The organism is Streptomyces sp. NPDC002057 (genome assembly GCF_040296665.1).
In the GTDB taxonomy this organism is placed as follows: Bacteria; Actinomycetota; Actinomycetes; order Streptomycetales; family Streptomycetaceae; genus Streptomyces.
The window spans coordinates 1-20,539 of sequence record NZ_JBEOXR010000002.1 but is presented as its reverse complement, the minus strand read 5'-3'; the positions used below and the strand labels follow the sequence as shown (position 1 = coordinate 20,539).

Sequence of the window (20,539 nt, the reverse complement as noted above, 5' to 3'; positions counted from 1 at the left end):
GGCCGGGGGGAGACCGCCACTCAGAAGAGCGTGCCCTCCTCCGGGCCCTCCAGTTCCGTCAGAAGTTCCGGGCCGTTGTTCCGGACGTTGCTGACCGCGGTCGCCACCGGGTAGGCCCGCATCAGCCCCTCCGGTGGCGCGGCGAGCAGCCCGCGCAGCTCCTCCGGGCCGGTGCGCGCCGGGTCGAGCCAGGCGTCCCAGCGGTCCTCCGTCAGCATCAGCGGCATCCGGGGGTGGATCTCGGCGAGCGAGCCCGGGCCCTCGGCCGGGGCCGCGGCGAGCGGCCCGGCCTCCGCCTCGGTGGTGATCACCGAGCAGGTCACCCACCACGCGGAGGGATGGTCGCCGGGAAGCGTCGGGTCGCGCCAGAACTCGTAGAGCCCGGCCATCGCGAAGACCGAGCCGTCCGCCGGGGTCACGAAGTACGGCTGCTTGCGGGCCCGCTTCCGCTTCCCCTCGACCTCCAGGTCCCGCTCCCCGGCCCCGGTCACCCACTCGTAGTAGCCGTCGGCGGGCAGGATGCACCGGCGGGCCTCGAAGGCCCGTTTGAAGGAGGGCTTCTCGTCCACGGTCTCCGCGCGCGCGTTGATCATCCGGGCGGCACCCTCCGGCGACTTCGCCCAGGACGGCACGAGGCCCCATTTCAGTGCGCGCAGCTGGCGAACCGGACGCCGGGACTCTGCGTCTTTCAGAGGACGCTCCAGAACGGCCCAGACCTCTTTGGTGGGGGCCACGTTCCAGTCCGGGGCCAGAGTCTCCTCCGGCTCTCTCATCTCGATCCCGAAGAGGTCGACGAGGTCCTCGGGCCGCCGACTCGCCGCATACCGTCCGCACATGCGTGCCACACTGCCACGATCCCGAACCCGACCGAGGAGCCGTCCGAGAAATGACAGAGATCCTCGGCACCCAGCCCGCCCCCGACGAGTGGATCGTCTACGCCACCGCAGCGTGCGCGCTGGCCCTGGTCGTCCTGCGCACCCTCTGGCTGCCGGCCCGCAACGCGATCACCATCGCCCACGAGGGCGGTCACGGACTCCTCGCCCTCGCCACCGGCCGGCGGCTCGAAGCGATCCGGCTGCACTCGGACACCAGCGGACTGACCGTGAGCCGGGGCCGTCCGACCGGCGTCGGCGTGGTCCTCACGCTGGCCGCCGGCTACCCCGCCGCCCCGCTGCTCGGCCTCGGCGGCGCCGCCCTCCTCGGCACCCGCCACGTCACCCTGCTCCTGTGGATCGCCACCGCCCTGCTCCTCGCGCTGCTCGTGATGGTCCGCAACGCGTACGGCATCCTCACCGTCCTCCTGACGAGCGCCGCCTTCCTCCTCGTCTCCCTGCTGGCCGACCCCGAGGTCCAGGGCGCCTTCGCGTACGCGGCGGTCTGGTTCCTGCTCGTCGGCGGCGTCCGGCCGGCCTTCGAGCTCCAGGCGAAGCGGCGCCACGGCGGTGCCCCCGACTCGGACGCGGACCAGCTCGCGCGGCTCACCCACGTGCCCGCCGGAGTGTGGCTGTCCTTCTTCCACGCGGTCTCGATCTGTGCCCTGATCGGCGGCGGGCGCTGGCTCCTGGGCTACTGACTCCCCCGTACAGTGAGTCCATGACCGCAGCTGCTTCCGCGCACACCGATCCGTCCACCGATCTCTGGCCCGCCCCGTACGCCCGCGGTGCCGTCGACGCGACCGTCACCGTGCCCGGATCGAAGTCGGTCACCAACCGCGCCCTGGTCCTGGCCGCGCTCGCCTCGGAACCCGGCTGGCTCCGCCGCCCGCTGCGCTCCCGCGACACCCTCCTGATGGCCGAGGCGCTCCGTACCCTCGGCGTCCGCATCGAGGAGACCGTGTCGTCCAGCTCCTCCGCCGCGGGGAGCCCCGACGGCTCCGGCGAGGCCTGGCGGATCATCCCCTCCCCGCTGGGCGGCCCCGCGACCGTCGACGTCGGCAACGCCGGTACGGTCATGCGCTTCCTGCCCCCGGTCGCGGCGCTCGCCGACGGCCCGGTCCGCTTCGACGGCGACCCCCGCTCCCACGAGCGCCCGCTGCACGGCGTGATCGACGCGCTGCGCGCGCTCGGCGCCCGCATCGACGACGACGGCCGGGGCGCGCTCCCGATGACCGTGCACGGCGGCGGCGGCCTGGAAGGCGGGACGGTCGAGATCGACGCCTCCTCGTCCTCCCAGTTCGTCAGCGCCCTGCTGCTCTCCGCGCCCCGCTTCAACCAGGGCGTCGAGGTACGGCACGTGGGCACGCGGCTGCCCTCGCTGCCGCACATCCGGATGACGGTCGACATGCTGCGCGCGGTCGGCGCCCAGGTCGACGAGCCGGAGCACGGCGGCGCGCCGAACGTGTGGCGGGTCGCCCCGTCCGCGCTGCGCGGCCGGGACCTGGTCGTCGAGCCCGACCTGTCGAACGCGCAGCCGTTCCTGGCGGCCGCCCTGGTGACCGGCGGCCGTGTGACGGTCCCGGACTGGCCCGCGCGGACCACCCAGCCCGGTGACGCGCTGCGGGAGATCTTCACCGAGATGGGTGGAGTCTGCGAGCTGACCGAGGCGGGTCTGACCTTCACCGGCACGGGCCGGATCCACGGCATCGACGTGGACCTCGGCGAGGTCGGCGAGCTGACCCCCGGCATCGCCGCGGTCGCCGCGCTCGCCGACTCCCCGTCCACCCTGCGCGGCGTCGCCCATCTGCGGCTGCACGAGACGGACCGGCTCGCGGCGCTCACCAAGGAGATCAACGAGCTGGGCGGAGACGTGACCGAGACCGAGGACGGTCTGCGCATCCGCCCGCGCCCGCTGCACGGCGGCGTCTTCCACACGTACCACGACCACCGCATGGCGACGGCGGGCGCGATCATCGGCCTCGCGGTCGAGGGCGTGGAGATCGAGGACGTGGCGACGACGGCGAAGACCTTGCCGGACTTCCCGAGGATGTGGACCGAAATGCTCGGTGCCTGACCCATGCGGCGCTACAACAAGAACACCGACGAGGACGACATCCGCCAGCGGCCCAACCGCAAGGGCACCCGTCCCCGTACGACGATCCGCCCGAAGCACGAGGACGCCGTCGAGGGCATGGTCCTCACCGTCGACCGGGGCCGGCTGACCTGTCTGGTCGACGACCGGTTCGTGACCGCGATGAAGGCGCGCGAGCTGGGCCGCAAGGCCGCCGTGGTCGGCGACCGGGTCTCGATCGTCGGCGATCTGTCGGGCGAGAAGGACACGCTGGCCCGGATCGTCCGGATCGGCGCGCGCAGCTCGGTGCTCCGCCGCACGGCCGACGACGACGACCCGTACGAGCGGGTGGTCGTCGCCAACGCCGACCAGCTGGCGATCGTCACCGCCCTCGCCGACCCCGAGCCGCGTCCCCGCCTGATCGACCGGTGTCTGGTCGCGGCGTACGACGGCGGCCTCACCCCGCTGCTCGTCCTCACCAAGTCGGACCTGGCGCCGCCGGACGCGCTCCTGGACATGTACGGCGCGCTCGGTGTGCCGTACGTGGTGACCACGCGCGACGAGTTCGTGGACGGGGTGGCGGCCGAGCGGGTCCACGAGCACCTCAAGGGCCGGACCACCGCGTTCGTGGGGCACTCCGGTGTCGGCAAGACGACGCTGGTCAACGCCCTGGTCCCGGCGGACCGGCGGCGGACCACGGGCGTGGTCAACGCGGTCACCGGCCGCGGCCGGCACACCACCACCTCGGCGCTCGCCCTGCCGCTGAACGACAAGGAGGGCGGCTGGGTCATCGACACCCCGGGCGTGCGCTCCTTCGGCCTGCACCACGTCGATCCGTCCCGGGTGATCCTCGCCTTCCCCGACCTCGTGCCGGGGACGGAGAACTGCCCGCGCGCGTGCAGCCACGACGAGCCGGACTGCGCGCTCGACGCGTGGGTGGCGGACGGGCACGCCGATCCGGCGCGGCTCGTCTCCCTGCGCCGGCTGCTCTCGACGCGGGAGCGACGCGAGGGCGACTGAGCCGTCCGCGTTTACGGGCGCCCACGATCGGTAAGTGCATAATCGCACCAAGTGCGACGAAGCAGTCACCGAAGCGTGGGAGGCACTGACGATGGCGTGGCTGCTGGTGGTGGTCGCGGGTTTCCTGGAGACGGGCTTCGCGGTCTGTCTGAAGCTCTCGCACGGTTTCACCCGGCTGTGGCCGACGGTCGCGTTCGCGGCCTTCGCCCTGGGCAGCTTCGGCCTCCTCACGCTGGCCCTGCGGAAGCTCGACGTGGGTCCGGCGTACGCGGTGTGGACCGGGATCGGGGCGGCCGGCACGGCCATCTACGGGATGGTCTTCCTCGGTGACGTCGTCTCCACGCTCAAGATCGTCTCGATCAGCCTGGTCATCGCCGGGGTGATCGGGCTCCAGCTGTCGGGCTCCGCCCACTGACCGTCCCCCGGCCACTCCACCGAGGGGACGACGGGCGCGACGACATGGCTGAGGGCGAGCCGGACCGCGAGTTCGCAGACCGCCGCCCACTCCCCCGCGCAGGCCGCGGTCGCCGCCACCAGTTCGCCGGGCGCGGGCGGCCCCGCGTCGGCGCGGCGCTGGGCGGGGACGGCCGCCGGACGGGCGCCGGCCCTGGCCGGCCGGGGCGCCGGCAGCCGCTCGTCCCAGGCGCCGGTGAGCAGGGCCCGCAGCACGGGCCGGGAGGCGGCCCGGGTCACGATCCACTCGGCGACGACAAGCAGGTTCCGCTCGGGCGGGGCCGGGGCGGCGAGCAGCCGCCGGACGCCCTGGAGATAGGTGTCGGCCTCCTGTCGCACCAGGGCGCGGGCGAGCCCCTCCTTGCTGCCGAACTCGTTGTAGAGGGTCTGCCGGGAGACCCGGGCGGCGGCGGCGAGGTCGGCCATCCGCACGGTGGACCACGGCCGGTGCTGGAGCGCGCCGAACGCGGCGTCGAGCAGGGCCTCGCGGGCAGTCGGCACGGCGCCTCCCGGACCGGACGTTCCTGTGTGCGGCGGTGTGCCCGGCGCCGACGGACGACGGACCGCGGGCCCGGCGCCGGAAGACGACGGACCGCGGGTCCGGCGTCGACGGACGACGGGTCGTGTGCCCCAGCGTCGGCAGACGACCACGCACTGTCAAGGCTCCCGGCGGGTCGGCCCGCTCCGGTGGACGGTTCTCCGTGCGGTGATCGCGCGGGGATAGAGTGCCGACCATGGCCGATTACCACGATGATCTGCGTCTCGCCCACGTCCTCGCCGATGCCGCCGACGCGGCCACCATGGACCGATTCCAGGCGCTCGACCTCAAGGTCGAGACGAAGCCGGACATGACCCCGGTGAGCGAGGCCGACAAGGCGGCCGAGGAGCTGATCCGCGGGCAGCTCCAGCGCGCCAGGCCGCGCGACGCGATCCTGGGCGAGGAGTACGGCGTGGAGGGCTCGGGCCCGCGCCGCTGGGTGATCGACCCGATCGACGGCACGAAGAACTACGTGCGCGGGGTGCCCGTCTGGGCGACCCTGATCGCACTGATGGAGGCCGGGAAGACCGGCTTCCAGCCGGTGGTGGGCGTGGTGTCGGCCCCGGCGCTCGGCCGGCGCTGGTGGGCGGCGAAGGGCCTCGGTGCGTACACCGGCCGGAGTCTGGCCTCGGCGACCCGGATCGGGGTCTCGAAGGTGGCCACCCTGGAGGACGCCTCCTTCGCGTACTCCTCGCTGAGCGGCTGGGAGGAGCAGGGCCGTCTCGACGGTTTCCTGGACCTCACGCGCGCGTGCTGGCGGACCCGGGCGTACGGCGACTTCTGGCCGTACATGATGGTCGCCGAGGGTTCCGTGGACATCTGCGCGGAGCCCGAGCTGTCCCTGTGGGACATGGCCGCCGTGGCGGTCGTGGTCCAGGAGGCGGGCGGGACGTACACGGGCCTGGACGGTCGGCACGGTCCGCACAGCGGGAACGCGGCGGCGTCGAACGGTCTGCTCCACGGCGAGCTGCTGAGCTACCTCAACCAGGAGCCGGCGCGGGCCTGAGCGTCCCGCCGGTGAGGTGACGACGCCCCGGTCCGAGCGCCCTCGTCGCTCCCCGTGGGCGCCTCGCGCGCCCCCTTGTCGGCCTCCTCCCCCGGTGTCACTCTGAGGGTCCCCCCACTTGTGAACTTGTGAATCCCTTCTCGTCGAAGGCGGGAACGATTCACCAAGGAGGTGGCTCCGCCCATGCTCGTCCGTGACGCCATGAGCACCGTGGTCCTCACCATCGGCCCCGCACACACCCTCCGACAGGCGGCCCGGCTGATGGCGGCGCGCCGCGTCGGCGCGGCCGTCGTCCTCGACACCGACGCCGGCGGCCTCGGCATCCTCACCGAGCGCGACGTCCTCAACTCCCTCGCCCGGGACCAGGACCCCGACCTGGAGACGGCCGGCTCCCACACCACCCGCGACGTCGTCTTCGCCGCGCCCGCCTGGACCCTGGCGGAGGCGGCCGAGGCGATGACCCGGGGCGGCTTCCGCCATCTCGTGGTCCTCGACGACCGGGGTCCCGTCGGCATCGTCTCCGTGCGCGACATCATCCGCTGCTGGATCCCGGTGCACAGCGTGGCGGGCTGAGCCGCCCCGGCACGCGAAAGCGGGCCGGACCCCTCCCGGGGTCCGGCCCGCCCTCCCGACGGCAAGCGCCCTCAGCCGCGCAGGGCCTGGACCGCGGCCTCCAGCCGCTTGCCGAAGTCAGCGTCCGCGGTGCGGAAGTTGTCGATCGCCCGCTCGGCGATGTCGTCGCGCGAGACCTTGGCGATGAAGCCCGCCAGGTTCCCGACGAGCCGGCCCTTCTCGGCCTCGGACATCAGGCGGTACAGGGTGCCCGCCTGCGCGAAGTCGTCGTCCTCGGAGTGGACCGGGGCGGTGTGGTGGCCGGTGCCGCCGGTGACCGGGGTCGACCCCCACAGCGGACGGTCCGTCTGGAACGGGCCGCCGAAGCTGTTCGGCTCGTAGTTCTTCGCGCCCTTGTGGCGGCCGTCGTAGAGGAGGCCGTCACGGGAGTGGGTGCGCGCCTCGGTGGCGTGCGGGCGGTTCACCGGCAGGTGGTCGGCGTTGACGCCGACGCGGTAGCGGTGGGCGTCGCCGTAGGCGAAGAGCCGGCCCTGGAGCATCTTGTCCGGGGACGGACCGATGCCGGGCACGAAGTGCGCCGGGCTGAAGACCGACTGCTCGACCTCGGCGAAGATGTTCTCCGGGTTGCGGTTGAGCTCCAGCCTGCCGATCTCGATCGGCGGGTAGTCCTCGTGCGGCCACACCTTGGTGAGGTCGAACGGGTTGAAGCGGTACGTCGCCGCGTCGGCCGCGGGCATGATCTGGACCTGCACGGTCCAGGTCGGGAAGTCGCCGCGCTCGATGGCCTCGCGCAGGTCGCGCTGGTGCGAGTCCGGGTCCTCGCCGGCGAGGCGGTTGGCCTCGTCCTGGGTGAGGTTCTTGATGCCCTGGTCGGTCTTGAAGTGGTACTTGACCCAGAAGACCTCGCCGGCCTCGTTGTTCCACTGGAACGTGTGCGAGCCGTAGCCGTTCATGTGGCGGTACGAGGCGGGGATGCCGCGGTCGCCGAAAAGCCAGGTGACCTGGTGGGTCGATTCCGGGGAGAGGCCCCAGAAGTCCCAGACGTTGTCCGCCTCCTGCGAGCCCGAGTACGGGTCGCGCTTCTGGGTGTGGATGAAGTCGGGGAACTTGATGGCGTCCCTGATGAAGAACACCGGGGTGTTGTTGCCGACGAGGTCGTAGTTGCCCTCCTCGGTGTAGAACTTCAGCGCCCAGCCGCGCGGGTCGCGCACCGCGTCGGCCGCGCCGAGGTTCCCCGCGACGGTGGAGAGGCGCAGGAAGGTCTCGGTCTCCTTGCCGACCTCGGAGAGGAACGCGGCGCGCGTCCACCGCGAGACGTCACGGGTGAGCGTGAAGGTGCCGTACGCGCCGGCTCCGCGCGCGTGGACCACGCGCTCCGGGATGCGCTCGCGGTTGAAGTGGGCGAGCTTCTCCAGGAGCAGCTGGTCCTGGAGGAGGACCGGCCCGCCGGCGCCCGCGGTCTCGCTGTTCTGGTTGTCGGCGACCGGAGCCCCGGTCGCCGTGGTGAGCGGTCCCTGCGTCACGAGCGCCTCCTGCGTCATGTCCTGCGTGTCCTGTCCTTCGGCCGGCCCGCGTACAGACTCCCGGCCGATGCCTGACGAAATCCTACAATAGACATTGTCCAAGTCAAGCAGAGCTCTAAAGTCACACCTATTCGGAACCGGGCCCCGCGACTGTTACGCTGACCCCCATGAGTGACCTGTTGGAACGACTGCGCGGACGCGGCTGGCGAATGACCGCGCAGCGGCGTGTCGTGGCCGAGGTCCTCGACGGGGACCACGTACACCTGACCGCCGACGAGGTCCACGCGCGCGCGGTGACGCGCCTGCCCGAGATCTCCCGCGCGACCGTCTACAACACGCTGGGCGAGATGGTCACCCTCGGCGAGGTCCTCGAGGTCGCGACCGACGGACGCGCCAAGCGGTACGACCCCAACGCCCACCGGCCGCACCAGCACCTGGTCTGCGGCCGCTGCGGCGCGATCCGTGACGTCCACCCGGGCGGCGACCCGCTGGCCGACCTGCCGGACACCGAGCGCTTCGGCTTCACGATCTCCAACGTCGAGGTCACCTACCGCGGCATCTGCCCGAGCTGCGCCACCACCGCCTGACCGGACACGCGGAAGGCCCCCGCCGTGGCGGGGGCCTTCCGCGTGTCCGCCGTCCCTCCGGCGAACGCCCACACGACGAAGGCCCGGATCCGATGTGATCGGATCCGGGCCTTCGTTGCTACTGAGTAGCGGGGACAGGATTTGAACCTGCGACCTCTGGGTTATGAGCCCAGCGAGCTACCGAGCTGCTCCACCCCGCGTCGGTAGACCCGACTCTACGGGACCGCCCGCGACCAGCGCAAATCAGTTAGGCGGTGAGCTCCTGGTGCAGCGCCTCGCTCAGCCGGGCCGCCCGCTCGGCGACCTCCGCCGGGCCCAGCTCCACCGCGCGGGCGCACCAGTGGCGCCCCTCGGTGAGCTCCCCGCGGCGCGCCGCGAGCAGCGCGAGCCGCAGGGCGGCGCGGCCGTGCCCGGCCCGGGCCGCCCGGGTCCACCAGAGGGCCGCCTCGCGCTCGCTGCCCTCACGGGCGAGGAGCAGCCCGAGGTTGAAGGCGCCGTTGCGGCTGCCCGCCTCCGCCGCCTCGCGGTACCAGCGGTCGGCCTCGGCCAGGTCGCCGCGCCCGGCGGCGAGCATGCCGACCCGCACCTGGGCGCGCCGGTGCCCCTGCTGGGCGGCCCGCTCGTACCACTCCTCGCACTCCGTCTTCTCCTCCCGGGGCGCGCCGAGGACGGCGGGGCCGGGGTCGGGCCGGCGCGCGTCGAGCACCGAGGCCAGCCGGAAGGCGGCCTCCGCGCTGCCGCCGCCCGCCGCGCAGCGCAGGTGCCGCTCGGCGGTCCGCTCGTCGCCGTCCCGGAGCGCCGCGATGCCGACCTGGAGGGCGGCCTCGGTGTGTCCGGCCGCCGCGGCCCGCTCGTACCAGACGAGGGCCGTGCGGTCGTCGTCGCGGCCGGCGTGGAGGATGCCCAGGTTGAAGGCGGCGTCCACGCTGCCGGCCTCGGCGGCCTTGGAGAACCAGGGCTCGGCGCCGTTGGCGTCGCCGGCCTGGAGGAGCAGCACGGCGAGCGCGTTGGCGGCCTCGCGGTGGCCCGCGTAGGCGGCCCTGCGGTACCACTGCTCGGCCTGCGGGATGCGGTCCTGGGCGGCGCAGAGCAGCCCGAGGTTGTAGGCGCCGTTGACGTCGCCCGCGTCCATGGCGGCCCGGTACCAGCGCTCGGCGGTCTGCTGCTCGCCCCGGGCCGCGTGCAGCGCTCCGAGCGCGTTGGCGGCGTTGCCGTCGCCGTCCTGGGCGGCGCGCAGCCACCACACGGCGGCGCTCTCCTCGTCGCCCGCGTCGCGGAGCAGGAAGCCGAGCGCGCAGGCGGCCTTGGCCTCGCCCTCCTTGGCGGAGCTGAGGTACCAGCGGCCGGCCTCCTTGAGCTCGCCGCGGTGCTCCAGGATCGCGCCGAGGTGGAGCGCGGCCCGCCGGTGGCCGCGCGCGGCGGCCTGCCGGAACCACTGCTCGGCCTCGGTCGGCTCTCCCCCGGGCTCGCCTGCGGCGCGCCCCGCGGCGGCCCCCGCGCCGGTCGCGGGCGCGCCGGTGGGCAGGACCGCGCCGGCGCCGGGCACGGGCAGCCGGGTGCCGGTGTCGTGCGGGCCCCGGGTCGTCTCGGTGGCGCGGCGCTCCAGGGCGACGGCGAGCCGGTAGGCGGCCTCGCGGTGGCCCTGCTCGGCGGCGGCGCGGAGCCAGCGCTCGGCGCCGACGTCGCTGCGGTGCTCCAGGAGGTCGGCGAGGGCGTACGCGCCGAGGGCGTGGCCCTGCTCGGCGGCCTGGCGCAGCCAGTACTCGGCGGCGGGCTCGTCGCCGCGCTCGCGGTGGTGGCGGCCGAGGGCGTGGGCGGCGGGCGCGGAGCCGGCGACGGCGGCGACCCGCCACCAGCCGGCGGCCTCTTCGGCGTAGCCGCGCTGGTGCAGCAGGACCCCGAGGTTGTTGGCCGCGGCCCGGTCGCCCTCGGCGGTCGCGCCGCGCAGGTAGGGCTCGGCTCCGTCGAGGTCGCCGCGGCGCAGGAGGAGGGCGCCGAGGGCGCTCATCGAGGCGAGGTCACCGCGCTCGGCGGCGCGCCGGTGGCGGGCCTCGGTCTCGGTCTCGTTCTCGGTGTCGGCATCGGTCTCGGCGGTGGTGTCGACGGCCGCATCGACGGCCCCCGCTGCCTCGATGATCTCGTCTGCGGCGTTCCTGGCGTGCCGCTGCACAAACCGCCCTGTCTCCAACAGAGTTGCCCTGTCCCCCATAAATACCATCGTCGCACCACCCGCAACCCGAGCACACCTGGTATACCGCAGCCAGTGAGGTCACTCAGCGTTTTGTCGACATGCCCACAGAGAGACAAGTCAAACACGACTCACGCCAACTCGCCCCTTCCCTACCGTGCTTCGGACCCCCCTCGCACGCCGACACACGACGAGGGCCCGGATCCTTATGGATCCGGGCCCTCGTCCTCTGAGTAGCGGGGACAGGATTTGAACCTGCGACCTCTGGGTTATGAGCCCAGCGAGCTACCGAGCTGCTCCACCCCGCGTCGGTGAACCAACAGTACCACGGTCGCGGGGTGGAAAACCTCAGGTCAGCCGCTTGATCCCGTCGTCTTGAGCTTCGCTCCGGCCTCGGCCGCCCGCTGGAGGGCCGCCTGCAGGTCCTCCTGCGCCTTGCCGTACGCGGTCCAGTCGCCCTTCGCCAGGGCCGCCTCGCCCTCGTCGTACGCCTTCTGCGCGTCGGCGATCGCCTGCTTCAGCGCGGCGTCGTTGGTGGCCGGCGGCGGGTTGGTGGTGCCCGGCGGGGTCGTCGGCGAGGTGGGCGGCGGTGTGGTGGGCGCCTCCACCCCGAAGACCGCGTTGAGCGCCTTGGTGAGGTTGTCCTCGAACACCGTGGTGTCCTTGGTTGTGTCACCGTCCGGCTGGTCCGCGTCCACGTACGACACCGCGACCTTCTTCAGGAGCGGGTAGAGCGCGTTGCGTCCCTGGGCGTACACCGGCTCCACGTACAGGAAGCCGCCGTCGAGCGGGACGGTCAGCAGGTTGCCGTACTGGATGTCGGAGTCGGCGCCCTTCATGTCCCGGACGAAGGTGGCCACGGAGGGCAGACCGTTCAGCTTGCTCTGCACCTGGGCCGGACCGGGCACGTCCTCGGTGACCCGGAGCAGTCTCAGCCGGCCGTACTCCTTGCTGGTGGCGTCGGCGTCGACCGCCATGAAGCCGCCCAGGTTGGGCCGCCCGCTCGGCGTGAACGTCGTCGTCAGCGAGAAGCGCTGCGCCGTGTCCCCGGGCATCTTCATGCTCAGGTAGTACGGCGGGACCGCGTTGCCGTCCTTGTTGGTCGGGTCGTCCGGCACCTGCCAGGCGTCCGAGCCGCTGTAGAACTGCGCGGGGTCGGTGACGTGGTAGCGGGTCAGCAGCTCGCGCTGGACCTTGAACATGTCCTGCGGGTAGCGCAGGTGCTGCATCAGGTCGGCGTTGATGTCGGTCTTCGCCTTGACCGTGCCCGGGAAGGCCTTCATCCAGGTCTTCAGGACCGGGTCCTGGGTGTCCCACTGGTAGAGGGTCACCGTGCCGTCGTAGGCGTCGACGGTGGCCTTCACCGAGTTGCGGATGTAGTTGACCTGGTTCTGCTGGGCGACGACCGCGCGCTGCTGGTTGCCGACGGTCAGCGAGTCGGCCGTGGTGTCGCCGAGCGTGGTGCGCGAGGCGTACGGGTAGCCGTTGGTGGTCGTGTAGGCGTCGATGATCCACTGGATCTTGCCGTTCACGACCGCCGGGTAGGCGTCGCCGTCGATGGTCAGCCAGGGGGCGACCGCCTCGACGCGCTCCTTGGGCGTGCGGTTGTAGAGGATCCGCGAGCCTTCGCCGATGGCCCCCGAGTAGAGGATCTGCGGCTCGCTGAAGGCCACCGCGTACGCGGCGCGGTTGAACGTGTTGGAGAGGTTGACCCCGCTCTTGCCCTGGTAGCTGGTGGTCTTCTCGCCGTTCTCCTCGTAGTCCAGCTCCTTCTGCGGGCCGCCCACGATCGAGTACTGGTCGGTCTTCTCGCCGTAGTAGATCCGCTGCTGGTACGGGCCGAGCGTCCCCGTGGTCGGCAGGCCGGCCTCGGTGAAGATCGGGGAGCCGTTGGCGTCCGTCTGCGTACCCGAGGCCATGATCGCGCCGTAGCCGTGGGTGTACGTGAAGTGGTCGTTGATCCAGTTGCGCTTCGGGATGCCCTTGATGTTGAGCTCACGCAGACCGACGACGGTGTCCTTGCCCGCGTAGCGGTCCACGTCCAGGGTCGTCGGGAACTGGTAGTACTTCCGCTTCTGCTCCAGCTGCTGGAACGTCGGCGAGACGATGTTCGGGTCGAGGACGCGGTAGCTGGCCGCCGAGTCGGCGTCCGTGCGCAGCTTGTCCTTGGCCTTCACCGTCGACTTGCCCGAGTAGTTCTCCGGCTTCGTCCCGTCGATCGCGTACGCCTTGCGGGTCGCGTCGATGTTCTTCTGGATGTACGGCGCTTCCTTGGCCTGCTCGTTCGGCTGGACCTGGAACTTCTGCACGATGGCCGGGTACAGGCCGCCGATCAGGATCGCGGAGAGCACCATCAGACCGAAGCCGATCACCGGCAGCTGCCAGGTGCGGCGCCAGAGCGTGGCGAAGAACAGCACGGCGCAGATCGCGGCGATGCAGAACAGGATGGTCTTCGCCGGAAGGTACGCGTTGGCGTCGACGTACCGCAGACCCGTCCAGTTGCCGGTGGCCTTGAAGTCGCTGGACTTCACGGCCAGGCCGTACCGGTCGAGCCAGTACGCCACGGCCTTCAGCGACACGAAGACACCGAGGAGCACCGAGAGGTGACCGGTGGCCGCGGCGGTGGCACGCGCGCCCGGGCTGGTGATCCGCAGTCCGCCGTACAGGTAGTGCGTGAGCGCGGCGGCGATCAGCGACAGGATGGCGGCGGCGAAGCCGAAGGCGAGCAGGAAGCGGTACCAGGGCAGGTCGAAGGCGTAGAACGACACGTCGAGCCCGAACTGCGGGTCCTTCTGGCCGAACTTCACGCCGTTGACCCACATCAGCCAGGTCCGCCACTGGCCGGAGGCGGAGGCGCCGGCGATCAGCGCCACCAGGGCGGTGACCGCGAGCAGCACCCACTTCTTGAACGGGGCCAGGCCCATCCGGTACCGGTCGAGGCTCTGCTGCTCCAGCGACATCGCGCTGAGCGGCGGCCGCAGCCGGTACGCCAGCCAGATGTTCAGGCCCACGGCGAGCCCCATCAGCAGGCCGAAGACCGCGAAGAGCCCGACCTTGGTCCACAGCGTCGTCGTGAACACGGACGAGTACTTGACCGAGCGGTACCAGAGCCAGTCCGTCCAGAACCCGGCGAACATCACGAACGCCATGGCCAGCACGGCCAGCACCCCGAGTGTCATGAGCAGGGTTCGGGCCCGCCGGGACGGCCGGCCGACTCTCATCCTTGGCCCGGACGGGCTACCGCCGCGGTCCGGCATCTGGAAAGCCAACGTGCGCCCCTCGATGTTGATGCGTCTGAAAGCAGGCCCCGCGATCGTAGAGCCCACTGATGCAACTTACTGAGGCTTTACCTAGTTCCCGTGTTCAGGGGAAGAGGAGGCAGGATGTTGGTCATGTCCAACGTTTCCCCCTCCGGCCCGGCGATGGCCGCGAGCCCCCTCACCCGCACCGTGCTCGAGATCGACGAGTACGCGGCGGGCCTCGGCTGGGACCAGCCGGCCCGCCTCTTCGCCCTGGTCGACACCGCACGGCTGCGCGCCAAGGAACCCGCGCTCGCCTCCCAGCTGGGCCTGGGTGACGACGCCACCGCCTACACCCCGATCGAGCAGGAGAAGCTGCCGCGCGGGAAGCCCCTCGACGAGTTCCTCGGCACCGTCGCCTGGCCCGACGCCGTGGCCGGCTGCGCCATGACGGTGGAGCGGCTGATGCTGCCCCCGTCGGCGGAGGCCCAGGTCCCGCAGGGCCTGAACGAGAAGCAGCTCGCCAAGTGGGTGGCCGCCCACCCGGACCGGCAGGAGGTGCGGATGACCGTGGCGGTGCTGCGGGGCGGTGCCCGCGAGGCGGCGATCCGGCTGCGCGAGAAGGACACCGCCACCGAGGTCCTGACCGGCCCCGACCTGGTGCCGGGCCTCGCCGAGGCACTGGCGGCGACCTTCGAGGTCTGAGCCCCGGCGGTACGGAAGTCTCCCCGGGCCCCGGACACCGGGACCCGGGTACGGAAAAGGGGCGCGCGGTCAGGTCGACCGGGCGCCCCTTCGGCGTCTCCGCGCCGCCGCCCCTGCGGGCGGCGTCGGGCGTCAGCTCTTCGAGCAGCTCGGGAGGGACTTCGTGTCGCCCTTGCGGAGCTTCTCCAGGGACTTCGTCGCGTCGTCGATGGTGTCCACCTTGATGAGGGTGAGCCCGTCGGGCGTGTCCGCGGCGGCGGTCTCGCAGTTGTCGGCCGGGGTGAGGAAGTACTGGGCGCCGGCGTTGCGCGCGCCGACCAGCTTCATCTCGATGCCGCCGATCGGGCCGACCTTGCCCTCGTCGTCGATGGTGCCGGTACCGGCGACGAACCTGCCGCCGGTGAGGCTCTCCGGGGTGAGCTTGTCGACGATGCCGAGGGCGAACATGAGACCGGCGCTGGGGCCGCCGACGTCGGCCAGGTTGATGTCGATCGTGAACGGGAAGACGTGGTCGGTGCCGGCCTGGATGCCGACGACGGCCCGGTCGCCCTCCTCGGAGGTGGTGGTCGTGATGACCACCTTCTTGGTGACGGTCGGCTCCCTGCGCGCCTTCTCGGCGGCGGCCGCCTCCTTGGCGGGGACGATCGTGAACTCGACGTCCTGGCCGGGCTTGCGCTTCACGACCTGCTTGGCCACCTCGGCCTGCGCGGTGATCGGCACGCCGTCGACGGCCTTGATCACGTCACCGGCGTGCAGCCTGCCCTCGGAGGGGGAGCCCTTGATCACCGTGCCGACGACGACCCGGGAGACGACCGGGATGTTCAGCTCCTCCAGGGCGGCCACCTTGGCGCTCTCCTGGGACTGGCTGAACTCCTCGGCGTTCTCCTGGCTCGACTGCTCCTCGGTCTTGCCGTCCGGGTAGAGCGTGTCGTGCGGCACCACCACGTTGTCGTGGGCCAGCCAGCCGTACACGGCCTCGACGGCGTTCATCTTGTAGTCCGCGCTCGTGACGCGGACCGTCGTCATGTTGAGGTGCCCGTCGGTCGGGTAGGTCTTGCGTCCCTCGATGTGCAGGACGGGCTCTCCACGGGCCTCGCCTAGGGTGTTGACCGTGGGGCCGGGGCTCATCTCCGCGTACGGCACCGGGATCAGGACGCCCGCGATGAGCAGACAGATCAGGACCAGGGTGGAGGCGAGCATCGTCGCGGTGCGGCGTGGCATGGAACGACAGTACGGGACTCGTCTGTGGGTGCACCTGTGGGGCGGGGCCGTACGGGGCGGGCCGCGTCAGCTCGACGGCGAGGTGGTGACACCACCGGCGGCGGCCGGTTCGCGCTCCGGACGGGCGGAATCGGGGGCCGTGGGGTGGGAGCGTTCCATCGCGTCCCGGAAACGGGCGTAGCCGGCGAGTTCGGCCACGTCACCTATGGTCTTGTTCCTCGAAGCCCAGCTTCCCCATATCGCCGCGCCGACGACTGCGAAAAGCGGAATCAGCAACCAGGCCAGCGCTGCCATCCCGACCTCCCATCCCCAGTGAGTTGATCAGCAGACTCTGTCATCTGTGGGATCAACGCTCGCGCTTGGGGGGCGGTTACGCAAATCGGGCGTTCGGCTACACGGCGTCGGCGCGCCGACTTGCGCGCCGGACACCCCCGGCCACCGGCCGGGGGGACGCCCGGCGGGGGCTCAGCAGGCCCCTGCCCTCCCCCGGCCTCCGGCCGGGGGGACCCCCAGCAGGGGGCGAGGGCTCAGCAGGCCCCTACCCACTCCTCGGTGCCGTCCGAGAAGGTCTGGTGCTTCCAGATGGGGACCTCGTGCTTGAGGTCGTCGATCAGCTTGCGGCAGGCCTCGAAGGCCTCCGCGCGGTGCGCGCAGGAGACCGCCACGACGACCGCGATGTCGCCCACCCGCAGGTCGCCCACGCGGTGCACGGCGGCCAGCGCGCGGACCGGGTGGTTGGCGACGACCTTCTCCGCGACCCTCCGCAGCTCCGCGCCGGCGCTGGGGTGGCAGGAGTAGCCGAGGCCCTCGACGTCCGCGCCGCCGTCGTGGTCGCGCACGGTGCCGACGAAGAGCGTCGTACCGCCGGAGGCGTCGTCGCCGACCGCCCGGAAGACCTCGTCGACGGAGAGCGGGGTCTCCCGGATCGCGAGGAGCTTGATCGGGTCGGCGGCGGCCTGCTCGCCCGGGTGGTCAAACGTCGGTGCCATGGACCCATCGTGCCGCACGCGCGCGGCATCCCGGAATAGCGGTTTCGACCGGCGGTCGGAACCGCCCGTAGGAGGGTCCTACAGACCGCCGCCCGGCGGGGCCCCGGGAACCCCCGCGACCGCCCGGGTCAGATCCCGCGCCGCTTCCGCATCTGCCGGACGAGCGCCGCCGTACCGAGCAGCGCCACCGTCGCACCGGCCGCGCCGGCCGCGGTGGCGTCCTTGCGGCCCAGACGGCGGCCGGCGACCGTGTGACGGCCCTCGACCTCCTCCAGGAGCGCCGTGAGGACCTCCTCGTTCGTCCACTTCGGCCGCCAGCCGGCGTCGTGCAGGCGTCCGACACTCACCACCCACGGGTGCATGGTGTACGCGAGGTCGCCGGCCGGGGACGGGGTCAGCCCGATCCGGTGGAGGCGGGCGGCGGCTCCGAGGGCGACGGCGGAGGGCAGCTCCATGCGCCGGATGCCGGAGAGCTCCTCGACCTCCTCCTGCTCCAGCCACCCCTCGCAGCCGACGGCGAACTCCCCCTCGACCTTCTCCAGGGCCGCGTACTCCAGGGCGCTCACCAGGTCGTCGACGTGGCAGAACTGCCAGGTGGGCCGGGAACCGGCGACGACGAGCAGCCGGGGCGACTCGAAGTAGCGGGTCAGCGCCGTGTCCGTACCGCCGACGAGGACGGCCGGGCGGACGACGGTCACCTGGAGGCCGGGGTGCGCGCGGGGGGCGCGGCGGCCGAGGCGCTCGATCTCCAGCATGTCGCCCACGCCGGTGGCCTCGGCCGTGGCCCGGAGCTCGGCGTCCTCGGAGAGCGGGATGTCGTTGTCGGGCAGGGCTCCGTAGACCATCGCGGAGGTGCAGAGCACCACCCGGTGCACACCGGCGGCGGCCGCCGCGGTCAGCACGGTCTGCGTGCCGCGCACGTTGTAGGCCGTCCGGGCGGCGGGGTCGGTCTCCAGGTCGAGATCGACGGCGAGGTGCACGACGACGTCCGCGCCGCGCAGCTTCTCTGCGATGGCCGGATCGCGCACGTCGAGGATGTGCCACTGCGCCTCGGGGACCTCGCCCCGGCGCTCGTCGATGGCGACGACCTTCTTGATCTCGTCGGACGCGGCGAGGCGCCTGGTCAGCAGGTCACCGACGCCGGAAGCGGCGCCGGTGACCGCGACGACGGGGCCGCGCGCGGCGGACCGGGTTGAGTGGTTTCGCGCTCCGCGAACCTGTGGATCTGGGGAACTCACCGGGCGTCTCCAGCGGTTGTCTTCAGTACGTACACGGATGACGCGTACGGACCAGGTGGCGTCCATCCTGCCGCAGGGCACGGCCCGGCGGAGCACCGAGCCCATTTCCGGCCCGGATGTCTACGCTGGTGGTGTGCGGGGCCTGTCGGATCAGGCCCTGGTCGGGCAGTCGCCGTCGGCAGGAGGCCGGCGGCCCTACGAGCCGAGGAAACCTGTGAGTGACACCCCATTCGGATTCGGCCTTCCGCCGGAGGAGCCGGAGAACGGCGACGAGGGCAAGAAGAAGGACCCCGCCGGAGGTGGCCAGGGGTCCGGTGGCCAGGGCGGCAACCCCTTCGGGGCGAACCCGTTCGGCTTCGGCGGGATCCCCGGCATGGGCGGCCCCGGCGGCGCGGACAACCCGTTCGCGGCGATGTTCGGCTCGCTGAACCCCAACGACCTCGGTGCGGCCTTCCAGCAGCTCGGGCAGATGCTGAGCTACGAGGGCGGTCCCGTGAATTGGGACATGGCCAAGCAGATCGCGCGCCAGGTGGTGGCCCAGGGCACCGCCGACGGCACGAAGGACGCCAGCGTGGGCCCGGCCGAGAAGGCCGCCGTCCAGGAGGCCGTGCGCCTGGCCGACCTGTGGCTGGACGGCGTGACCTCGCTGCCCTCGGGTGCGAGCACGGCGGTGGCGTGGAGCCGCGCGGAGTGGGTCGAGGCGACGCTCCCGGCGTGGCAGCAGCTCGTGGACCCGGTCGCCGAGCGGGTCGGCGCCGCGATGGGCGACGTCCTGCCGGAGGAGATGCAGGCCATGGCCGGCCCGCTGATCGGCATGATGCGCTCCATGGGCGGCGCCATGTTCGGCCAGCAGATCGGGCAGGCCGTCGGCGCGCTCGCCGGCGAGGTCGTCGGCTCGACCGACGTCGGTCTGCCGCTCGGCCCCGCCGGGCGGGCCGCGCTGCTGCCGCTGAACATCGAGGCCTTCGGCAAGGACCTGGGCGTGCCCTCCGACGAGGTGCGGCTCTACCTGGCCCTGCGCGAGGCCGCCCACCAGCGGCTCTTCGCGCACGTGCCGTGGCTGCGCGCGCACCTGTTCGGCGCGGTCGAGGGGTACGCGCGGGGCATCAAGGTCGACACCTCGAAGCTGGAGGAGGCGGTGGGCCAGCTCGACCCCACGCACCCCGAGCAGCTGCAGGAGGCGCTCCAGCAGGGCATGTTCCAGCCGGAGGACACTCCGGAGCAGAAGGCGGCCCTGGCCCGTCTGGAGACGGCGCTGGCGCTCGTCGAGGGGTGGGTGGACGCGGTGGTCCACGAGGCCGCCAAGTCCCGTCTGACCTCGGCGGACGCGCTGCGCGAGACGCTGCGCAGGCGCCGGGCCTCGGGCGGTCCCGCCGAGCAGACCTTCGCGACGCTGATCGGCCTGGAGCTGCGTCCGCGGCGGCTGCGGGACGCGGCGCGCCTGTGGGCCTCGCTCACGGACGCGCGCGGGGTCGACGGCCGGGACGGTCTGTGGGAGCACCCGGACATGCTGCCGACGGCGACCGACCTGGACGACCCGGACGGCTTCGTGCACCGCGAGCACCTCGACTTCTCCGAGCTGGACAAGATGCTCGGCGAGGCGGCCGAGGGCCGCTCCGAGGGCAAGGGCAAGGGCGAGGACGAGAACGACGGCAAGGACGACGGCGCCAAGTGACCCTGTACGACGACGCGGTCCTCGTGCTCAAGGAGTACGGGGACCAGGCGGAACTGCGTGACCTGTACCTGGATCACCTGGCGGCGCATCCGGACGGCATGTACAAGCCCTGCGGGGCCGGGCATCTGACCTCCAGCGCGCTGGTGGTCGACCCCGCGCGCGGGCGGGTGCTGCTGACGCTGCACAAGAAGCTGGGCATGTGGCTGCAGATGGGCGGTCACTGCGAGCCGGGCGACGCGACGGTCGAGGCGGCCGCGCTGCGGGAGGCGACGGAGGAGTCGGGGGTCACGGGGCTGACCCTGCTGCCGGGCGGTCCGGTGCGGCTCGACCGGCATCCGATCCCGGCGCCCTGTCACTGGCACCTGGACGTGCAGTACGCGGCGCTGGCTCCGGCCGGTGCGGTGGAGCAGATCAGCGAGGAGTCCCTGGACCTGCGCTGGTTCGCGTACGAGGAGGTGGCGGGCGTGGCGGACACGTCGGTGGTCCGTCTCCTGGAGAACACGCTGGCGCGCCTGTAGGGGGACGACGGGCCCGTGGCGGGACACGGAAGGGGGCGGGGCTCCGACACCCTCGGCTCCCTGCGCGAGACCCGCCGGGCCACCGACCGCCAGATCGCCCGCATCCGCGCGAACGCCACC

At 72.4% G+C, this 20,539-nt stretch carries 19 protein-coding genes and 2 tRNA genes; 10 read left to right on the top strand and 11 right to left on the bottom strand.

The genetic code is table 11. The features are described from left to right. Positions 1 to 20: 20 nt before the first annotated feature. Entirely contained in the window at positions 21 to 836 is an 816-nt protein-coding gene (locus ABT129_RS01910) for an SOS response-associated peptidase (protein ID WP_351895339.1), read from the bottom strand. A 50-nt stretch (positions 837 to 886) separates the two neighbouring features. On the opposite strand from ABT129_RS01910, the gene ABT129_RS01905 reads away from it, so the two are divergent. From ABT129_RS01905 to ABT129_RS01890, 4 genes are all read left to right on the top strand, one after another. After that, positions 887 to 1,573, top strand: coding sequence for a M50 family metallopeptidase (locus tag ABT129_RS01905; RefSeq protein ID WP_351895337.1), 687 nt, complete (start codon positions 887 to 889; stop codon positions 1,571 to 1,573). Between the two features lie 20 nt (positions 1,574 to 1,593). Next, positions 1,594 to 2,949 carry a 3-phosphoshikimate 1-carboxyvinyltransferase gene (gene aroA, locus ABT129_RS01900; RefSeq protein ID WP_351895334.1) on the top strand — a complete coding sequence of 452 codons (1,356 nt, stop codon included), beginning with the start codon at positions 1,594 to 1,596 and terminating at the stop codon, positions 2,947 to 2,949. Positions 2,950 to 2,952: 3 nt separating this feature from the next. After that, positions 2,953 to 3,966, top strand: coding sequence for a ribosome small subunit-dependent GTPase A (gene rsgA / locus ABT129_RS01895; RefSeq protein WP_351895332.1), 1,014 nt, complete (start codon positions 2,953 to 2,955; stop codon positions 3,964 to 3,966). Positions 3,967 to 4,057: 91 nt separating this feature from the next. Continuing rightward, positions 4,058 to 4,381, top strand: coding sequence for a DMT family transporter (locus tag ABT129_RS01890; protein WP_189835288.1), 324 nt, complete (start codon positions 4,058 to 4,060; stop codon positions 4,379 to 4,381). Here ABT129_RS01890 and ABT129_RS01885 read toward each other — a convergent pair. After that, a complete protein-coding gene (locus ABT129_RS01885) occupies positions 4,273 to 4,920 on the bottom strand; it encodes a TetR/AcrR family transcriptional regulator (RefSeq protein WP_351895329.1) in 648 nt (215 codons plus the stop codon). The two genes, ABT129_RS01890 and ABT129_RS01885, sit on opposite strands and share 109 nt — an antisense overlap. Before the next feature lie 233 nt (positions 4,921 to 5,153). Between ABT129_RS01885 and hisN the strand changes: the two genes are divergently transcribed. Both hisN and ABT129_RS01875 read left to right on the top strand, forming a co-directional pair. Then, positions 5,154 to 5,963, top strand: a complete 810-nt coding sequence (hisN, locus tag ABT129_RS01880; protein ID WP_351895327.1) for a histidinol-phosphatase — start codon at positions 5,154 to 5,156, stop codon at positions 5,961 to 5,963. Between the two features lie 183 nt (positions 5,964 to 6,146). Continuing rightward, positions 6,147 to 6,536 carry a CBS domain-containing protein gene (locus ABT129_RS01875; protein ID WP_351895325.1) on the top strand — a complete coding sequence of 130 codons (390 nt, stop codon included), beginning with the start codon at positions 6,147 to 6,149 and terminating at the stop codon, positions 6,534 to 6,536. Positions 6,537 to 6,607: 71 nt separating this feature from the next. Here ABT129_RS01875 and ABT129_RS01870 read toward each other — a convergent pair whose 3' ends face one another. After that, entirely contained in the window at positions 6,608 to 8,077 is a 1,470-nt protein-coding gene (locus ABT129_RS01870; protein WP_351895322.1) for a catalase, read from the bottom strand. Between the two features lie 149 nt (positions 8,078 to 8,226). Here ABT129_RS01870 and ABT129_RS01865 point away from each other — a divergent pair, with 149 nt between their 5' ends. After that, positions 8,227 to 8,646, top strand: coding sequence for a Fur family transcriptional regulator (locus tag ABT129_RS01865; protein ID WP_056558019.1), 420 nt, complete (start codon positions 8,227 to 8,229; stop codon positions 8,644 to 8,646). A gap of 126 nt (positions 8,647 to 8,772) precedes the next feature. On the opposite strand, the gene ABT129_RS01860 is transcribed toward ABT129_RS01865, so the two are convergent. The 4 genes from ABT129_RS01860 to ABT129_RS01845 all read right to left on the bottom strand — a co-directional run bounded on the left by ABT129_RS01860 (position 8,773) and on the right by ABT129_RS01845 (position 14,091). Beyond that, a tRNA-Met gene (locus ABT129_RS01860) sits at positions 8,773 to 8,846 on the bottom strand. A 47-nt stretch (positions 8,847 to 8,893) separates the two neighbouring features. Beyond that, the gene (locus ABT129_RS01855) at positions 8,894 to 10,864 is read right to left on the bottom strand and encodes a tetratricopeptide repeat protein (protein ID WP_351895320.1); all 1,971 of its coding nucleotides are present in this window, start codon (positions 10,862 to 10,864) and stop codon (positions 8,894 to 8,896) included. Between the two features lie 204 nt (positions 10,865 to 11,068). Beyond that, a tRNA-Met gene (locus tag ABT129_RS01850) sits at positions 11,069 to 11,142 on the bottom strand. A 45-nt stretch (positions 11,143 to 11,187) separates the two neighbouring features. Then, positions 11,188 to 14,091: a UPF0182 family membrane protein gene (locus tag ABT129_RS01845; protein ID WP_351895900.1), complete on the bottom strand. Its 2,904-nt coding sequence runs from the start codon at positions 14,089 to 14,091 to the stop codon at positions 11,188 to 11,190. 135 nt (positions 14,092 to 14,226) lie between these two features. Here ABT129_RS01845 and ABT129_RS01840 point away from each other — a divergent pair, with 135 nt between their 5' ends. After that, a complete protein-coding gene (locus ABT129_RS01840) occupies positions 14,227 to 14,778 on the top strand; it encodes a PPA1309 family protein (RefSeq protein ID WP_351895318.1) in 552 nt (183 codons plus the stop codon). 132 nt (positions 14,779 to 14,910) lie between these two features. On the opposite strand, the gene ABT129_RS01835 is transcribed toward ABT129_RS01840, so the two are convergent. The 4 genes from ABT129_RS01835 to ABT129_RS01820 form a co-directional block, all read right to left on the bottom strand. Then, positions 14,911 to 15,999, bottom strand: a complete 1,089-nt coding sequence (locus tag ABT129_RS01835; RefSeq protein WP_351895315.1) for a YlbL family protein — start codon at positions 15,997 to 15,999, stop codon at positions 14,911 to 14,913. 66 nt (positions 16,000 to 16,065) lie between these two features. Further along, positions 16,066 to 16,197: a hypothetical protein gene (locus ABT129_RS01830; protein WP_351895931.1), complete on the bottom strand. Its 132-nt coding sequence runs from the start codon at positions 16,195 to 16,197 to the stop codon at positions 16,066 to 16,068. Between the two features lie 329 nt (positions 16,198 to 16,526). Continuing rightward, the gene (locus ABT129_RS01825) at positions 16,527 to 16,988 is read right to left on the bottom strand and encodes a molybdenum cofactor biosynthesis protein MoaE (RefSeq protein ID WP_351895313.1); all 462 of its coding nucleotides are present in this window, start codon (positions 16,986 to 16,988) and stop codon (positions 16,527 to 16,529) included. 128 nt (positions 16,989 to 17,116) lie between these two features. Continuing rightward, positions 17,117 to 18,226: an SDR family oxidoreductase gene (locus ABT129_RS01820; RefSeq protein ID WP_351895312.1), complete on the bottom strand. Its 1,110-nt coding sequence runs from the start codon at positions 18,224 to 18,226 to the stop codon at positions 17,117 to 17,119. A gap of 214 nt (positions 18,227 to 18,440) precedes the next feature. On the opposite strand from ABT129_RS01820, the gene ABT129_RS01815 reads away from it, so the two are divergent. Beyond that, positions 18,441 to 19,901 (top strand): zinc-dependent metalloprotease, encoded by a 1,461-nt coding sequence (locus ABT129_RS01815; protein ID WP_351895309.1) that lies wholly within the window; start codon positions 18,441 to 18,443, stop codon positions 19,899 to 19,901. Further along, a complete protein-coding gene (locus ABT129_RS01810; RefSeq protein ID WP_351895307.1) occupies positions 19,898 to 20,419 on the top strand; it encodes an NUDIX hydrolase in 522 nt (173 codons plus the stop codon). The genes ABT129_RS01815 and ABT129_RS01810 overlap by 4 nt, the downstream gene beginning before the upstream one ends. Positions 20,420 to 20,539: the final 120 nt, after the last annotated feature.

What these genes read in the sequence shown, in the direction of transcription:
- ABT129_RS01855 (WP_351895320.1), bottom strand. Translation starts at nt 10,864, where the DNA reads ATGGTATTTATGGGGGACAGGGCAACTCTGTTGGAGACAGGGCGGTTT.
- ABT129_RS01825 (WP_351895313.1), bottom strand. Translation starts at nt 16,988, where the DNA reads ATGGCACCGACGTTTGACCACCCGGGCGAGCAGGCCGCCGCCGACCCG.
- rsgA (WP_351895332.1), top strand. Translation starts at nt 2,953, where the DNA reads ATGCGGCGCTACAACAAGAACACCGACGAGGACGACATCCGCCAGCGG.
- ABT129_RS01905 (WP_351895337.1), top strand. Translation starts at nt 887, where the DNA reads ATGACAGAGATCCTCGGCACCCAGCCCGCCCCCGACGAGTGGATCGTC.
- ABT129_RS01910 (WP_351895339.1), bottom strand. Translation starts at nt 836, where the DNA reads ATGTGCGGACGGTATGCGGCGAGTCGGCGGCCCGAGGACCTCGTCGAC.
- aroA (WP_351895334.1), top strand. Translation starts at nt 1,594, where the DNA reads ATGACCGCAGCTGCTTCCGCGCACACCGATCCGTCCACCGATCTCTGG.
- ABT129_RS01845 (WP_351895900.1), bottom strand. Translation starts at nt 14,091, where the DNA reads ATGCCGGACCGCGGCGGTAGCCCGTCCGGGCCAAGGATGAGAGTCGGC.
- ABT129_RS01840 (WP_351895318.1), top strand. Translation starts at nt 14,227, where the DNA reads ATGTCCAACGTTTCCCCCTCCGGCCCGGCGATGGCCGCGAGCCCCCTC.
- ABT129_RS01870 (WP_351895322.1), bottom strand. Translation starts at nt 8,077, where the DNA reads ATGACGCAGGAGGCGCTCGTGACGCAGGGACCGCTCACCACGGCGACC.
- ABT129_RS01865 (WP_056558019.1), top strand. Translation starts at nt 8,227, where the DNA reads ATGAGTGACCTGTTGGAACGACTGCGCGGACGCGGCTGGCGAATGACC.
- hisN (WP_351895327.1), top strand. Translation starts at nt 5,154, where the DNA reads ATGGCCGATTACCACGATGATCTGCGTCTCGCCCACGTCCTCGCCGAT.
- ABT129_RS01875 (WP_351895325.1), top strand. Translation starts at nt 6,147, where the DNA reads ATGCTCGTCCGTGACGCCATGAGCACCGTGGTCCTCACCATCGGCCCC.
- ABT129_RS01890 (WP_189835288.1), top strand. Translation starts at nt 4,058, where the DNA reads ATGGCGTGGCTGCTGGTGGTGGTCGCGGGTTTCCTGGAGACGGGCTTC.
- ABT129_RS01835 (WP_351895315.1), bottom strand. Translation starts at nt 15,999, where the DNA reads ATGCCACGCCGCACCGCGACGATGCTCGCCTCCACCCTGGTCCTGATC.